Genomic DNA, 16,585 nt, shown 5'->3' with positions numbered 1-16,585 from the left:
CTGTGGCGACGGAAGCCTCCTCGCAGGTCCTCCAGCGCCCTTCGCCTAAGGACTTGCGCTTTGCGCTTTTCTTAAGTCACGTAGTAAAGGTAATCGAGCGGGTGAGCAAAAGAAAAGACAGAAAAGAAGTCGTTTGTTAAAATTGGTAATTATTGAATTGAATAGAAGAGGACCGTGATACACATGTCGAAAATGAAGCTTTATGCTTTAATGCTTACTGTCATGATGCTTTGGGGATTTAACGTCATCGCGATTAAAGTCATCGTGGAGGTGTTTGACCCAGCTGCAATTACAGCTTTTCGGATTTTCGTAGCGGGTTTAACCGTCATGGCATTAGTCATCATCTGGCGTGAAATCCGTTGGTTAACGAAAAAAGAAGGGTACTACGTATTCGTTGCAACGATAACCGGAGTCGTCGCCCATCATTTCTTTTTAGCGATTGGGGTGGCGAATACAACCGCTTCGAACGCTGGTTTAATTGCGGGACTCGTTCCGTTACTAACGACGCTCTTTGCAGCGATGTTTTTAGGGGATCGGTTAACGGTTAGTAAATCATCCGGTATTTTATTCGGTCTTGTCGGCGTTGCATTTATCATTTTAAATGGCAGCGGAAGCATTTCATCCATATCAAAAGGGGATTTATTCGTATTTCTTTCCATTACGGCTCAGGCGATTAGCTTTATTTTTATTAAAAAAGGAACAGAAACAATGAGCCCGCGACTCATGACAGGGTGGATGCTTTTGTTTGGCTCAGGTGGGTTATTGATAACAAGTCTTCTATTGAACCCAAGTGGTATTCAAACGTTTAGTCTCGGTTCACCGTTTGTTTGGGTGGTCTTTGTCAGCTCGGCCGTGTTTGCTACTGCACTTGGCCACAGTATGTACAATTATACTATTCAACATTTAGGGCCAGGAGAGACGGCAATTTTCATTAATATGACGCCATTTTTTGCTTTACTTGGGTCGTATTTGTTTTTAGGAGAGACGATTACGCCTGTCCAAATCTTTGGTTTCCTTTTAATTATTATCGGGGTTTTACTCGGCACGGGTGCAGTAAAGCCGTCGTTGTTTAAGATTAATAGACATAAGCGCGCCTATTAAACTTAGATGGTTCGATAAACAAGTTCGGTTCTAATTCGGTCAGGAAGGACATAATCTCATAGTAGCATGAGACATCATGAGAAGGGGGACCAACTGTGATTTATCGATTATTAGCTTTAAATATTGACGGAACGTTACTGAGATCGAACGGTCGCCTACAAAGCTCAACTAAAGAGGCGATTGAATTTGTTCAAAATAAAGAAGTTTATGTTACCCTCGTAACGAATCGACATTTTCAATCCGCTAAAAAGTTAGCAAAGGCGTTAAAATTAGATTCGTATCTTATCACTCATAGTGGAGCATTTATTGCGAATCAGTTAGATCAGCCGTTATTTGTCCGAAGAATTCCGGAAGATCGTACGTTTAATCTCATTCAAGTATTGGAAAACTTTTCGTGCAATGTGCGCATCATTCATGAGCGTTTTTCCATCGGGAATCGGAAAAAAATCCAAACGAACTTAATGAGTAAGACGTTATTAAATACAGCCGATCCGTTATTCTACCCGATTCAATTTGTGGAATCATTAGGTGATACGCTGCGGGATGAACCAGTAGCCGCACCGAAAATTGATATATTCTTCGGAGAACCTTCCGAATTAACAGAAGTCCAGCAACTCCTGACGAGCAATTTTCCTGAAGTAGAAGTTATCAAGGTAAATGACGCAAAACTCGAAGTCTTGCCAAAAGGTGTATCGAAAGCCACAAGCTTACTCGCTTTAGGCAATCACTTAAACATAAAGAAAGAAGAAATGGTCGTCATCGGAAGCGAGCTTGACGACATGGAAATGATTGAAGAAGCAGGCTTAGGCGTTGCCATGGGGAACTCACCATTTGAAGTGAAGCGAAAAGCAGACTGGATCACAAGAAGCAACGACGAGCAAGGCGTAGCTTACATGGTAAAAGAACACTTCCGAAAACAACAACGTATTCAATTTTTGGAGCGGATAAAAAAATAAGGTCCAATCGGGGGAAGAGATACCATCGAATCTTGGTGGTGTCTCTTTTTCAATTATTTTTACAAAATTCTGGAAAAATCAGAAGGGAGTAATGGTTGTGCAGAAGTTATTCATACTAATTATGCCGTTCTTATTCCTATTAGTTGGTTGTTCAAAGAAGGGAGAACCTTTTCATCCTGACCAAAGCTCTATTTGTGTTTTAGACGAATAATATTATCGTGGCGGAATTCCGAAAGGGAATAGAACAGGAGATATATAAATATATCCTAATAGAGAAATCATGATGGCAGACAAGATTAGCGTAATGGTGCTTTGGATGACTAATTTTTTATCGTTTTTCTTATCTAACGGTATTCCAATCACTGCCAAAATAAATGATGCGACAAGGACTGGAATTAGATAATATATCCGAGTTGTATTACTATAATCAGCGACAACAAAATTCCAGAGTATGAAAAGAACGAGGCCAACCAAAGTAACTCTATACGACCAGTTATTAGCTAAGACCTTCACGTGTTTCTTTTTCAATCTCCCCATTATATCTTACCTCCGAGATAATGTAATAATAATTTCAATTTTTTTCAATAAATGTAAATATTGTATTATCGTTCACTTATTCTTCCTGCAATGCTCGTATTATTTGTATGTGCCATGTTAGTTGGAATACAAGTCTCCAACATAGGGGCGATGATGGAAGAAAGTCGTATGACGTCTTTAGGAGACTATGGGGTAGATTTGACTTTCGGTATTAATCTTGCTCTTCTTATCTCAACATTCATTTTAGCATCCAATGCCATTAGTGAATGTATGAATTGTTTATTAACTGAAAGAAAGTCAGAACTAAATATGTACCATACGATCGGATGGACACATCAACGGATTTTATATAAAGTAGCCAAAGAAGCTTTCGGATGGGTGGTGCTTTCGGTACTGATTGGGCTACTATTTAGCGGAGCGACTCTGCTTCTTTTCGGGACATCAATAAAGTGGATATTAATAGGATGCACCATATCGTTCTGGGTTTATGACGCTTCTCTTTTTCAAACCGTTTATTATTTCTAGTTTCCAAAATTTCGAAGCTAATGCCAACGTGGTTTGTTCTAATAGGATTAGTTCCTACCTTTTCAATTCCCCCCACCCCTTCCATTCCCTTAAAGGAAACATTCTTCTGTTGACTTAAACGTCACCACTTCTGTACACTAAAAGGAGTTTTGATTTTATTCATAAAGGTGATTACATGCGTATTCAAATAGATCATATTCAAGATGAGCGATTTTATCGTCCTATTCAGTTGATTTCAAATTTGTTTTATGAAGAGCCAGAAGTTTCATTCGAACGAGTGGAATCGGCGGATCTTGTTGTATCGTTTAACATTCTAGAAGAGAACGATACGGTTCATGTGACGGGTAATCTCGTTGCTGGCGAGAACGTGTATACGGCTGAGCATCGTAAAGATTTGGCGTCATTTGAATCGGAAAAAGAGCGGTTTAAACAAGTGAAAAATGCGTTATCGCACGTGTATTTGTCCGTTATGCAACAATATACAGGTGTTATTCAAAAGTGGGGGATTTTAACGGGAGTGCGCCCGACGAAATTGTTCCACAAAAAAATGCAAGAAGGCGTAGCGAAGGAAGAAATCTATCGTCAATTAAAGGAAGATTATTTAATTACGGATGAAAAGATTGAGTTGATGGAACGGATTGTCGACCGCCAATTAAGTGTCGTTCCGGATCTATATTCTCTTCAAAATGAAGTGAGCATTTACATCGGAATTCCGTTTTGTCCAACAAAATGTGCTTATTGCACGTTCCCTGCGTATGCCATAAACGGAAAGCAAGGGAAGGTTGACTCGTTTTTAGGTGGATTGCATTATGAAATGCGTGAAGTGGGGAAATGGCTGAAAGAGAAGGGAATCAAAATTACGACCGTATACTACGGTGGTGGAACACCGACAAGTATTACAGCAGAAGAAATGGACCTATTATATGAAGAAATGTACGAATCATTCCCGGATGTGAAAAACATTCGAGAGATTACGGTTGAAGCTGGTCGCCCTGATACGATTACGCCAGAAAAATTAGACGTGTTAAACAAGTGGAACATAGACCGAATTAGCATTAACCCACAATCGTATATTCAAGAAACATTAAAAGCAATTGGTCGTCATCATACGGTTGACGAGACGATCGAAAAGTTCCATTTAGCACGGGAAATGGGAATGAACAACATTAATATGGACTTAATTATCGGGCTACCTGGTGAAGGGGTTGAAGAATTTAATTACACCCTTTCTGAAACGGAAAAACTAATGCCCGAATCGTTAACAGTTCATACATTATCCTTTAAACGTGCTTCTGAAATGACAAGAAACAAAGAAAAGTATAAAGTAGCAAGCCGAGAAGAAATCGAACAAATGATGGATAACGCGGTAAAATGGACGGATGAACATGGCTATGAACCTTACTACTTGTATCGAATGAAAAACATTCTAGGAAACCTTGAAAACGTCGGCTATGCAAGAGAAGGTCAAGACAGCATTTACAATATTATGATTATGGAAGAGCAACAAACCATCATCGGGCTAGGCTGCGGAGCTTCTAGTAAGTTCATTCATCCGAAAACAGGAAAGATTACACACTTTGCTAACCCGAAAGATCCAAAATCGTACAATGACGGCTTTGAACATTATACGAAAGAAAAATTAAAAATTTTAGACGAACTATTTCAATAAGTGCAGATAAGCCTCCAATGAATGTTGGAGGCTTTTTCTATGGGATCTGAACAGTCTGTATTACATCGTCACATTCCTTGATTTTGAGCAAATCGGTTTTAGCTCTTCAATCATATCGTGAATGGAAAGAAGCTCGAATAGGACCACACATTTTGGATGAAAGTGATGATGGTATTTGGCTGGTTTCACATTTGATAAATCATGTTTGTACGTCCAAAAATGGCTATCCAGTTTTTCTATGAGTGCATAATGCTCCGTTGAAATGGAGTGACAATGGTCTTTTAAAATAGTTGCAATGGATTCGATGGTTTGTTGAATTAAGATACGCTCTTCGTTGGACCATTCATGGCGGTCAACGGGTGCGTACAATAAATTACCTAAATGGTAATGAATCTGTTGTAATATCGTCAGCTTCTTTTGATTATAATGAAAGGTCCGCATTTCTTCTTTTGTATGTTTGTGATATTTCCAGTCTTGTTGTTGGTAGTTCATGAGAGTGTATGTCTTTTTTAAGTCTTCCGTTAGACGTTCAAACGCACGTAAGGTCGCTTTTTGTTTGGAATGATCGCCAAGCCACTCTTGGAGGCGATGGTCTAATAAATCCGCTACTTCCATAAACAACGTATGGATTTGCTTCGATACCGTTTTTGAATAGTTCGGTGGGATTAAGAAGAAATTGACGAAAGTAGAAACGATAATGCCAACAGACGTAGTCATTAATCTTGTAAAAAAGGCATAAAGATAATGGTCGTCTGTAACGGGAATCATCGCGACAGCCGTAATGGTGGCAACGAGCGTACCCGCTTCAAGGCGCAGTTTTTGACATGTTACAATCGTGAACATGGCCGATAAAGCGTATGAAAGTGGGGAATGATCGAGTAAATAGGTAAAGGTCATGGCATAAGCTGAGCCGATGGTGGAAGCAGGAAAGCGGATGATGCCTTTTTTAATCGAATCGTGGGCCGTCGGTTCAATGGTTACAATCGCAGTAATGACCGCAAAGATTGTCGGCAAGTTAAAATGTTGGCAAATAAAAACCGTAATGAGTACGGCAATTCCTGTTTTTAAAACTCTACCTCCAACGAAATTCCATTTTCTCATAGCAGTCCCCTTCTTTATAGTTGTCTCTATTACATTATTATACCCCTTTGTCAATCTCTTTCAGACAACGCATACAGCTTGTTTTTTTATAATAAAATGAATATCCATTCATTTTTTCAGCCTTCTTAGAAGGATAATGAATGGTAAATTCAGAATTTATACGTGTAATGAAGAAGAAGGGGGAATCACTATGGGAGAAAATTTTCAAACGTTACATTTATTTATGGATGAAAAGCATGCGCATTTACAGTTTCATCGTCCAGAGTCGATGAATGCGATGGATGAACAAATGTTGAAGGAAATCAATCAAGCGCTATCGATTATTGAAAATTCAGGCGTACCGATGGTCTTTATCTCGGGAGCTGGCCGTGCGTTTTCGGCAGGTGGCGACATCAAAACGATGCTCCAATCTGATCACAACGAAGGTTTTTCGTATATCATGGGTCTAATTGAGGAAATGACGGTGCGCTTATCCCAATTGCCAGCCGTGACGGTAAGTGTGATTCATGGGGCGGCTGCGGGACTTGGCTTAAGCTTTGCCTTAGCTTCTGATGTCGTGTATGCACACGAAGAAGCGAAAGTAGCGATGAATTTCATTAATATTGGTCTCATCCCTGACGGCGGTGGTCACTACTTCATGGCACAGCGATTAGGGGAAGTGAAAGCGAAGCAAGTCATTTGGGAAGGGAAGACATATAAAGCGGCTGAAGCGGAGAAAATGGGTCTCATTGATGGAACGTTCCAACAATCAGTAGAAGAGAAAATTGAATTGGTGAAAGAAACGCTTTCGAAGCGTCCATTAAAAGCGATGATTGCAACGAAAAAAGTTCTCAAAGCAGCGAATGAATCGACGTTAAAACAAACGCTACAATTAGAAGCGGCATTCCAAGAGGAAATGCGGATGTCCGCTGATCATCGTGAAGGAATTCAAGCGTTTTTAGAAAAAAGAAAGCCGGAATTTAGTGGGAAATAAGCGTGAAAACCAAATTAAAAACACCCGTCAGCGGAGACCGCTGATGGGTGTTTAACGGTGAAATAATATGAGCTTACCAGCAGAAGATGTACAACGGTGCGTCGTTTCTAAATAGTTGTGCTCACGTAGTTTTTCCGTGCCAATTTTTTTAGCTTCTTGTTCATTTGCTGCTTCAAATGTTTCATCAAGCAAGGTTTCCCCTGATTTGCTAAAGACCGTTAATGTATAAGTTGCCATATGTTATCCTCCTTCCCCACTTTAGTATTTCAATATTTGTTCGGAAAATCCTGCTTTCTTGAAACATCTTGCTAACATAAAACGTAATACCATATTGAGAGGAGGAACAAAATGACTGTTAAACTTGAACAGGTTACGAAGAATTTTGGCGATTTTACAGCGGTCAACAATTTGTCCATTGAAATTCCAAAGAATGAAATCTTCGGGTTTTTAGGGGCAAACGGTGCCGGAAAGACTACCACTTTCCGAATGATATTAGGGTTGCTGTCACCTACATCTGGTCGTATTACGTGGGGTGGAAAGGCTATTAATTACAGTAATAGCGAACAAATCGGGTATTTGCCGGAAGAAAGAGGGCTTTACCCGAAGTTGAAAGTGAAAGATCAACTTATTTATTTAGGACGATTAAAAGGAATGGATAAACAAACAATCCAAAGAGAGATGGAGTATTGGCTTGAGCGGTTTAAAGTACCTGAGTACGCGAACAAGAAAGTTGAGGAGCTATCAAAAGGGAACCAACAAAAAATTCAGTTTATAACCGCGGTCCTTCATAAGCCAAAGTTGCTCATTTTAGATGAGCCATTCAGTGGACTGGATCCTGTTAACGTTGAATTGTTAAAAGAAGCGGTTATTGAATTAAAAGAAAAAGGAACGTCTATTGTTTTCTCCAGTCACCGGATGGAGCATGTAGAAGAGCTCTGCCAATATTTATGTATCATGCATAAAGGGCAGCCGGTCGTTCACGGCTCGTTAAAAGAGATCAAACGTTCATTTGGAAAGAAAAATGTGACAGTTCACGCCGATTTCGATGTTGGCTATTTAGCTGAACTCCCTGGTGTGACAAAATCGAAGAAAACACCAGCAGGAATTGAGCTTCAAATTGAACGGGAGGACATTTCACAATCAATCTTTGAGGCGCTTAATGGAAGAGGGTTTATCCGAAAATTTTCACTCGAAGAACCATCGCTTAATGATATCTTCATTGAAAAGGTAGGTGCCTCATATGAATAAGTTTTGGATTATGCTCGGCCATACATACTTTTCGAAACTGAAAAGTAAATCGTTTATCATTTCAACGGTCATAACCTTGCTTTTTATTGTAGGTTTATCAAATCTTGAACGTATCATTTCATTATTTGATAGCGATGAAACAAAAGAAATAGTCGTCATTGATGAATCGAATCAGCTGTATCCTTTCTTTGAACAACAAATGTCCATTTTTGAAGGCATAGACGTGAAACAGAGTGACAAAGGAGAAGGGGAGCTTGAGGAAGACGTTCTTCAAGATGAGATTAACGGCTATCTTATCCTAAATGTCGACGAAGAAGGGTTGCCAACGGCGTCTTATTATTCGAAATCGATGACAGAATCGGATATTCAACAGGCGATTGAACAATCGCTTCAACAAATGAAACTCGCTATTGGTACGCAACAATTAGGAATTGATGCTGCCAAGCTTCAACAGTTGTATGCGCCAGTTGAAATTGAAAAAGTGGCTTTACTTGACACCGCAAAATCAGAAGAAGAGTTAAACCAAGCAAGAGGTCTTGTTTATGTGTTGTTATTTGTCATTTATTTTGCGGTCATCCTGTACGCCAACATGATTGCGATGGAAGTCGCGAACGAAAAATCTTCGCGCATAATGGAAATTCTCGTTTCAAGCATGTCACCCATTCAACAAATGTTTGCGAAAATCTTCGGAATTGCCTTATTAAGCTTGACACAGTTCTTACTCATCGCATCCGTTGGTTTTACGTCGATGAAGCTAAACAGTGAAAATGGAATTGGGATCGGAGGCTTTTTACAATTTAATGAAGTGCCAATCCAAACCTTTGTTTATGCCATCATCTTCTTTGTACTAGGCTATTTCCTTTATTCAACATTAGCCGCATTTTTAGGATCACTCGTTTCGAAAATAGAAGATGTGCAGCAATTGATTACACCACTTACATTTGTGATCGTCGCCGCTTTTATGATTGCGATGTTCGGTCTATCAACGCCAGAAGCATCGTTTATAAAAATCACATCGTTTATTCCATTTTTCACTCCGATGATCATGTTTTTACGCGTCGGAATGGTGCACGTCCCAGCGTGGGAAATTGCCCTTTCGATTGCTCTGTTAATTGGCACAATCCTTTTATTCACATGGTTCGGTGCAAAAGTATACAAGGGCGGTGTGCTATTATACGGCAAGACATCGTCATTTAAAGACATAAAAAAAGCGATGCAGCTGACGAAAGAGGATTAAAGAAGAAACCTTTTTTGATCGAGAAACACTTGAACTTGAAATAACGACATGACGAAGAGACCAGATAAAACTAGATCTGGTCTCTTCTTTTGGATATAGACACTTGTATTTGGGACTGTAGCCTAAATAGCGGAATGTCAAAAAATCATCGACCTCCATTACTCCACTAAACTAATTTCTTTCGCGACGACCTTTCGACTTTCCGAATTTTTATTTATTCTTTCTGGCTCCACAAGAACAATGTGGATTCGATCACCTATCGTTAAGTTTTCTAGATTGATTGCTTCCCCATGTAAGTCTTTTACCACCGTTTCGTCTGTCGTTTCAACTTGGCAAGTGTAGAGAACATCGTCTGAACTATGGTTACTCGTTTCATCCAGCAAGTGATTACAACCGACTAGTAGTTCGCCATTCCTAACCTGTTCGATTTTTCCTTCAAACGAATCTATTTTTGTACATCCTGCTACAAATAGGATCGAGAATAAGAAAATGAAAATAGATTGATGCACCGTTTTCCCTCCCTTAAGATAAATAAATGAATCTAGGAACCATAAATTTTCAATCTTTTTTTCGTCTGTGGATGTATATTTGGACACAGAGTAAGAATAATCCTAATCCATTAGCTATTGCCATAATAATATGATAAATGTTTGAAGAGTCTTCCATTAGATAAGAGACATATCTGTAAACGTTAAATATTAATAGGATTATAGATTATAAAAATAGTCTGTACATAAATTGCCGTCCCGTCGTTTAATCAGCTAAGTACATAATTGGACCTAATTAGGCCGTTTGAAAACAAATACACATTTATGTAAATTATACCAAAGTATTCAACTTCTTTGTCCATGAATGATATTCAAAACATTCATTTAATTTTGATAAAATATTTGTATGACGACGCCAACATGAATGAGTTTAAAACTCACATGATAAGGGTAAAGAAAAGGGAAGAGACGAAGGAGTGAATGATTTTGGCTGAGAAATTGGATTTGTCACAGTTTGAAAAGAAAATGATTATTCGTCCGATGGAGAAAAAGGACATTGAACATATTATTCGCATGCAGGCTATTTGCTTTCCGGGGATGGAGCCTTGGAAAGTGGAGCATTTGGAAAGTCATTTATCTGTTTTCCCAGAAGGTCAGTTCGTTGCTGAATTGGAAGGAAAAGTAATCGGGTCTTGTTCGAGTCTCATCATCAATTTTGATGAGTATGATGACCGTCATACATGGGATGATGTAACCGATAATGGCTATATCACAAATCATAATCCAGAAGGATACAATTTGTACGGGATTGAAGTGATGGTGCACCCCGATTATAGACGAATGAAGGTTGGGCACCGCTTATATGAAGCGCGAAAAGAATTGGCTCGCACATTGAATTTGAAGAGTATTATCATCGGTGGTCGCATACCGAATTATTTTAAATATGCTGAGGAAATGTCGCCGAGAGAATATGTGGATGCGGTCAGCCGTCATAAAATTTACGATCCTGTATTGTCGTTTCAGTTGTTAAATGGGTTTACGCTCATGCGTATTAATCCGAACTATCTGCCAGACGACAAACGTTCGCAAAATTATGCGACGTTAATGGAGTGGAATAATGTTGATTATCGCCCGCAATCGAAGCGTCACTTTAAGACGAGCTACCCAGTGCGGATATGTGTCGTGCAATATATGATGCGGAAGATTCATTCGTTTGAAGAGTTTGCGAATCAAGTCGAGTACTTTACCGATGTAGCATCCGATGCCAAATCAGACTTCGTTGTATTCCCTGAAATTTTCACGACGCAACTCATGTCGTTTTTAAATATTAAGTCACCAAGCTTAGCCGTTCGTCGCTTAAGTGATTTTACCGAACAATATATTGAGTTGTTTACCGATTTGGCGGTTCGTTATAACGTGAATATTATAGGTGGCTCCCACTTTGTTAAGGAAGAAGATGACGAAATCTACAATATTGCGTATTTGTTTAGACGAGACGGAACAATTGAAAAGCAGTACAAAATCCACATCACACCGAATGAGCGAAAGTGGTGGGGCATTAGTGCAGGAGATACAGTGAAGGTATTTGATACCGATTGTGGAAAAATCGCAATTCAAATATGTTACGACATCGAATTCCCAGAGCTTGCACGAATCGCAACTGACAAAGGGGCGAATATTATTTTCACCCCGTTTTGTACGGAGGACAGACAAGGATATTTACGCGTTCGCTACTGTGCGCAAGCACGCGCAGTTGAAAATCAAATCTATACCGTCATTTCAGGAACGGTTGGGAATTTACCGCAAACGGAGAACATGGATATTCAATACGCTCAATCGGCCATCTTTGCGCCATCTGATTTCGAATTTGCTCGAGACGGAATAGTCGGCGAGACGAATCCGAATATTGAAATGGTGATGATTGGCGATGTCGATTTAGAAATTTTACGCAGACAGCGACAATCTGGAACCGTTCGCCAGTTGAAAGATCGACGCCACGACGTATACAAAGTTGAATACTTAAAAGGATAATGGAAAATCAGGTGAATGCCTGGTTTTTATTATGGATAAGGGTCGGAAACTGGGAATTTGGCGGAATCGGGAAACTTGGGCGTAACGGACGTACATTTGGGCGAAGCAGAGTCAAAGTTGGGCGTAAGCTAGAAAAAAAGGTGGCATCAGTACGAAGTTGGGTGAAGTAGCACCAATATTGGGCGAAAAACCAGAAAACATGGGCGAAGCAGAGTCAAAGTTGGGCGTAAGCTAGAAAAAAAGGTGGCATCAGTACGAAGTTGGGCGAAGCAACACCAATATTGGGCGTAAAACCAGAAAGCATGGGCGAAGCAGTCCCAAGCTTGGTCGAAAACCATAAACCATGGTGAAGGAGTTCCATCTATCGTGTAAAACGAAATATTTGAGAGAATCTTAGTAATTCTCAGGAACAACCCTAAATCAGAACGTGCATTCGCTTCTCGCAAGTGATAGAATGGAGGAAGTAGAAGGAAAAGGATGGGATGGCATGCAAAAAGTGAGATTTATCCATACAGCCGATCTCCATTTAGATAGCCCATTAGTCGGGATGAATCAATTGCCGGAAGCCATTTTTGAACAAGTACAAGAAAGCACGTTTCAATCGTTTGAACGGATTGTAGATAAAGCGCTTGCGGAAAAGGTGGATTTTATCATTATCGCTGGCGATATTTATGATCAACATGAGCGAAGTTTGAAAGCGCAATTGTATTTTAAAAAGCAAATGAGTCGTCTGGATGATCACAATATTCCGGTATACATCATTCATGGAAATCATGATTTTACTGGTGGTAGTTCGCTTCATGTAGAGTTGCCGAGCAATGTGCACGTTTTTTCGGATGAAAAGGTGGAGCGCAAAACGTTTGTGAAAGATGGGGTTCCACTTGTCAACCTTTATGGATACAGTTATCCGAAGCGAGCGGTTACTGATAATATGAGTCGCTATTATGTAAAGCAAGGAGATGCACCGTTTCATATCGGACTATTGCACGGTACGGTAGCAGGTGACAGTGAGCATGAGCCGTATTGTCCGTTTCGCGTCCAAGATTTAACGGAGAAAGGCTTTGATTACTGGGCGCTCGGTCATATTCATAAGCGTCAACTCCTACATAACGAGGAAACTGTCATACTTTACCCAGGGAATATTCAAGGGCGTCATCGAAAAGAGCAAGGAGAAAAAGGAGCGTATCTCGTTGAATTAACGAAAGCAGGTGCGGATTTACAGTTTTTTAGCACGGCGCCGATTTTCTTTACTGAAAAAGAGATTTCGCTCGATCAGTATGACTCGTTTTCCGATTTTATCGATGGCATGATGAAAGTGAAAAGTGAATTGAAAGAATTGCACGACCGGGTTTTTTACACACTTCGGTTTGTCGGTGTAACTCACCTTTACCAACATTTCGTGAAAGAAGACGTGATGGAGGACTTTATGGAGCTAATGAATGAAGGTGAGACCGGACAAGTGTTTTCATGGTTGATGAAAGTAGAGAACGAAGCGATGCCTGTTGATGTTCACTTATGGAAAGAAGAATCGTTTTTCACAACCGATCTCCAATCTGTTCTTGAGCACTATGACATGGAAGCGGCCTTGCAGCCTTTAATGAAACACGCAACTGTCCGGAAGGAGTTGTCCTCTTTTTCAGAAGAGGAAAAGCAGCAAATTTTAAAAGAGGCACAGTTGTTACTGTTTCATGAATGGTTAAAATCGAATGTGAAGTGATGAAGGTGATGGCATGAAAATAAAGAAACTCACCATTTATGGATACGGAAAGTTTGAGGATAAGGAGATTGTCCTTTCTAATAATCCCGTTCAAGTGTTTTATGGGCAAAATGAAGCGGGGAAATCGACGATCATGTCCTTTATTCATAGTGTGCTTTTCGGATTTCCGACAAAGCAGCAAAGCGAAAAGCGATACGAGCCGAAGCGAAGTGGAAAGTACGGTGGTGCCCTTACAGTCGAGAGCAATGAAGGGAAAATATATATAATCGAGCGTATTGTAGGAAAGGCGAAAGGGGACTTGACCATCTATAATGAAGAAGGAGAAATTGAATCTGACCAAGTGTTAGATGAATTGTTGAAAGGAATCGATAAATCGACGTTTCAATCAATTTTTTCCTTTGATTTAAAAGGGCTTCAAAAAATATTTGAATTAAACCGCGATGATTTAGGAAAATATTTATTCTTATCGACCGTTTTTGGATCCGACGCTTTTTACTCTATGGAAGAACGCATGGAAAAAGTGATGGAACAGTTATATAAACCAAGTGGTCGAAAGCCACTGTTAAACACATTGTTAACCGACTTGAGAAAAAAGCGAGAGCATTTAGTTCAAGCGAAAGCGAAGGAAGAAGAATACGAGCGGTTAAAAGAAACGCAAAATGACCTAAATAAGGAAATAGAACAGCTAAGCAATGAAAAAATTCGTTTGCAAGCTTCAATTAAGCAAATTGGGAAATTACAAACTGCTTGGCCTTTACTTAAGCAAAAGATGGAATGTGAAGAACGACTTGAATCGTTTTCGGACGTATTGGACTTTCCTGAAAACGGGAAGGAAAAAATGGAACGCCTTCATGAACAATTAACTATTCACGAGCAAACGTTACAAGCTTTAACGAATCAAGTAAAACGGTACGAACAAGAGCTTGAAGGGGTTCCGCGTCAAACTATTCAAGAAGATTATGAAAAAGTTACCCGATTAAAAGAACAGGAATCGCTTATTCGACAATACTTAGAGGATATTTCGTCTTTATCATTACAGGAATCTCAGCTGACAGAAGACATACACGAACAATTAATGTATTTGTTTGGAGAGAAGTCAGAAGATATTATTCGGCAATTGGATTTGTCGATGATTATGAAGGAACAAGTAAAAGATGTGGTCAAGCAACATGAGCAGTTAATGACGAAAAAGCAGTGGCTAGATGAACAATTTGAACGTGGGAAGGAAGCATTAGAAGAAGCGGAGCAACATTATCACGAAAGTGAAACGCTTTTAATGGACGATGCCAAACGAGAACATCTTAAGCGAGAGCAAGAACGTTTAGTTGAACAAACGGAACGAGAGCGTAACTCGCGACACATGGAAGAGGAATTGCATCGCGTGATGGCAGAACAACAAAAACGAGAGCAATTTGTCCAGCGGATGAAGCGGAGATTTTATATACTTCTCGTTGCAAGTGGAATCGTGAGTATCGGATTGATGTTAGGACTTATCATGATGGGGTATGGCCCTATTTCTTTTTTCGCTCTGTTGCTGAATGGACTACCCTTTATCTTTAAACCTGTAAAAGATCCCGTTTTGCTGTCGTTAAAGCGTCGTAAACAAGAGCTTCAAGAAATCTTGCAGGCTAAGGGTGAGATGAATTGGATAGACTTGGAGAATAAACTACGTGAAATCGAAAAAGAATTAGCGAAAGACGAGCATCTCCTAAAACAGCTTGAGTTTGCACGGTTGAATGTACGGCAAAAAGAACAGGCATATGACCGCATCGTTACACAGTTTGAAGCGTGGGAAAGAGAGTATCACACGATAAGAGAACAATTAATCCCCATCTATAACGCGTTAAATATACCGAGCCATTTACGAGCTGAATTATTATTAGAGCGATATGAAAAAATGTTGGAATGCCAGCAAATGTTGAAAGAACGGGAACGAATTGAACAGAAAAAGAGCTTTTTCGCTGCGAAAGTGGATGCATACGAGAATGAAATTAATTCTTATGCTCAATCATTCCAGATGCATGCAAATCATTGGGATATCTTATTAAAAGAGCTGTATGAGCGAGTGGAAAATGCATATAGTTGCGAGGTCGAACTTCAAAAGCTGAAGAAGCAAATAAATGAAGTACATACTTTATATGATCCAATACATTCAGAGGTCAAACGTCTCTTGAAAGAAGCGAACGTCGACTCGGTTGAAGTGTTTATCCAAAAAGCAAAACGAGCAATAGAAAAGAAAGAGCTTCTTAAGCGTCTTCAATGGATTAATGACCAACTACAAGTAAAGGGGATTTCAATCGCAGACAACGAGAACTTGATTGGAAATCGAAATCTTGAATTAGAAGAATCTCAGCTGGAAGAAACGTACAAACAGCTAGAAGAAAAGGAAAACAAGGCGAGAGAGGAACTAGCGAGCATTCGCACGCAAATAAAAGCGATTGAACAGTCTGGCCTATACTCGCAATTAAAGCACGAATGGGAAATGAGCCGTACACATGCAAAAGAAGTCGCGCGTAAATGGGCGGTGTACGCTGTCAGCCAAGATTTATTGCGTAAAACAATCGAATATCATCGGGAGCATCGTCTACCGGAGCTCTTAACAAAAGCTGCAAGCTACTTGCACTTTTTAACGGATGGGGAATATGAGAAGATTGTATCTAGTAAGACGGATGCATCTTTACTCGTTAAGCGAAAGGATGGTATTCTTTTTCAAGTAAATGAATTAAGTCAAGGGACAGCCGAACAGCTTTACGTTGCGCTTCGGTTTTCGTTAGCCGAACAAATGAGTCGTCGGACCAAACTTCCGATGGTGGTCGACGACAGTTTTGTCAACTTTGACGCCGGGCGATTTAAGCGAACAATGGAATTAGTTCGTACGATGGCTCAAAATGTGCAAGTGCTGTTTTTTACATGCCACGAGCATATGGTACGCTCTTTTTCGGACGAACAAATATATCGGCTTACAAAAGAAAAGCAGTTTGAAATGAAAAGGGGTTCTTAAG

Annotated in this window: 13 protein-coding genes; 10 read left to right on the top strand and 3 right to left on the bottom strand. The window is 39.9% G+C overall.

The window, feature by feature from the left end:
- Positions 1–183 precede the first annotated feature (183 nt).
- From ML543_RS04055 to ML543_RS04040, 4 genes are all read left to right on the top strand, one after another.
- Positions 184–1,101 carry a DMT family transporter gene (locus tag ML543_RS04055; RefSeq protein WP_243385852.1) on the top strand — a complete coding sequence of 306 codons (918 nt, stop codon included), beginning with the start codon at positions 184–186 and terminating at the stop codon, positions 1,099–1,101.
- 98 nt (positions 1,102–1,199) lie between these two features.
- Positions 1,200–2,057 (top strand): Cof-type HAD-IIB family hydrolase, encoded by an 858-nt coding sequence (locus ML543_RS04050; protein ID WP_243385939.1) that lies wholly within the window; start codon positions 1,200–1,202, stop codon positions 2,055–2,057.
- A 687-nt stretch (positions 2,058–2,744) separates the two neighbouring features.
- Positions 2,745–3,119, top strand: a complete 375-nt coding sequence (locus ML543_RS04045) for a hypothetical protein (RefSeq protein WP_243385851.1) — start codon at positions 2,745–2,747, stop codon at positions 3,117–3,119.
- Positions 3,120–3,294: 175 nt separating this feature from the next.
- Positions 3,295–4,788, top strand: coding sequence for a coproporphyrinogen III oxidase (locus tag ML543_RS04040; protein WP_243385850.1), 1,494 nt, complete (start codon positions 3,295–3,297; stop codon positions 4,786–4,788).
- Between the two features lie 60 nt (positions 4,789–4,848).
- Here the strand turns inward: ML543_RS04040 and ML543_RS04035 are convergent, their stop codons facing one another.
- Positions 4,849–5,889, bottom strand: a complete 1,041-nt coding sequence (locus tag ML543_RS04035; RefSeq protein ID WP_243385849.1) for an FUSC family protein — start codon at positions 5,887–5,889, stop codon at positions 4,849–4,851.
- Positions 5,890–6,079: 190 nt separating this feature from the next.
- Here ML543_RS04035 and ML543_RS04030 point away from each other — a divergent pair, with 190 nt between their 5' ends.
- The gene (locus ML543_RS04030; RefSeq protein ID WP_243385848.1) at positions 6,080–6,862 is read left to right on the top strand and encodes an enoyl-CoA hydratase; all 783 of its coding nucleotides are present in this window, start codon (positions 6,080–6,082) and stop codon (positions 6,860–6,862) included.
- 51 nt (positions 6,863–6,913) lie between these two features.
- Here the strand turns inward: ML543_RS04030 and ML543_RS04025 are convergent, their stop codons facing one another.
- Complete coding sequence (locus ML543_RS04025) at positions 6,914–7,099, bottom strand: YhzD family protein (protein WP_243385847.1); 186 nt, start codon at positions 7,097–7,099, stop codon at positions 6,914–6,916.
- 111 nt (positions 7,100–7,210) lie between these two features.
- Here ML543_RS04025 and ML543_RS04020 point away from each other — a divergent pair, with 111 nt between their 5' ends.
- The gene (locus ML543_RS04020) at positions 7,211–8,110 is read left to right on the top strand and encodes an ABC transporter ATP-binding protein (protein WP_243385846.1); all 900 of its coding nucleotides are present in this window, start codon (positions 7,211–7,213) and stop codon (positions 8,108–8,110) included.
- Positions 8,103–9,347, top strand: a complete 1,245-nt coding sequence (locus tag ML543_RS04015) for an ABC transporter permease (protein WP_243385845.1) — start codon at positions 8,103–8,105, stop codon at positions 9,345–9,347. The genes ML543_RS04020 and ML543_RS04015 overlap by 8 nt, the downstream gene beginning before the upstream one ends.
- A gap of 158 nt (positions 9,348–9,505) precedes the next feature.
- Here the strand turns inward: ML543_RS04015 and ML543_RS04010 are convergent, their stop codons facing one another.
- The gene (locus tag ML543_RS04010) at positions 9,506–9,856 is read right to left on the bottom strand and encodes a hypothetical protein (protein WP_243385844.1); all 351 of its coding nucleotides are present in this window, start codon (positions 9,854–9,856) and stop codon (positions 9,506–9,508) included.
- A gap of 465 nt (positions 9,857–10,321) precedes the next feature.
- On the opposite strand from ML543_RS04010, the gene ML543_RS04005 reads away from it, so the two are divergent.
- From ML543_RS04005 to ML543_RS03995, 3 genes are all read left to right on the top strand, one after another.
- A complete protein-coding gene (locus ML543_RS04005) occupies positions 10,322–11,866 on the top strand; it encodes a carbon-nitrogen hydrolase family protein (RefSeq protein WP_243385843.1) in 1,545 nt (514 codons plus the stop codon).
- A gap of 487 nt (positions 11,867–12,353) precedes the next feature.
- Positions 12,354–13,583, top strand: coding sequence for a metallophosphoesterase family protein (locus ML543_RS04000; RefSeq protein WP_243385842.1), 1,230 nt, complete (start codon positions 12,354–12,356; stop codon positions 13,581–13,583).
- Between the two features lie 13 nt (positions 13,584–13,596).
- Positions 13,597–16,584, top strand: a complete 2,988-nt coding sequence (locus ML543_RS03995; RefSeq protein ID WP_243385841.1) for an ATP-binding protein — start codon at positions 13,597–13,599, stop codon at positions 16,582–16,584.
- Position 16,585: the final 1 nt, after the last annotated feature.

Source organism: Bacillus kexueae, assembly GCF_022809095.1.
Classification (GTDB): Bacteria; Bacillota; Bacilli; order Bacillales; family Aeribacillaceae; genus Bacillus_BZ; species Bacillus_BZ kexueae.
This window is presented reverse-complemented; position numbering and strand designations above follow the sequence as displayed.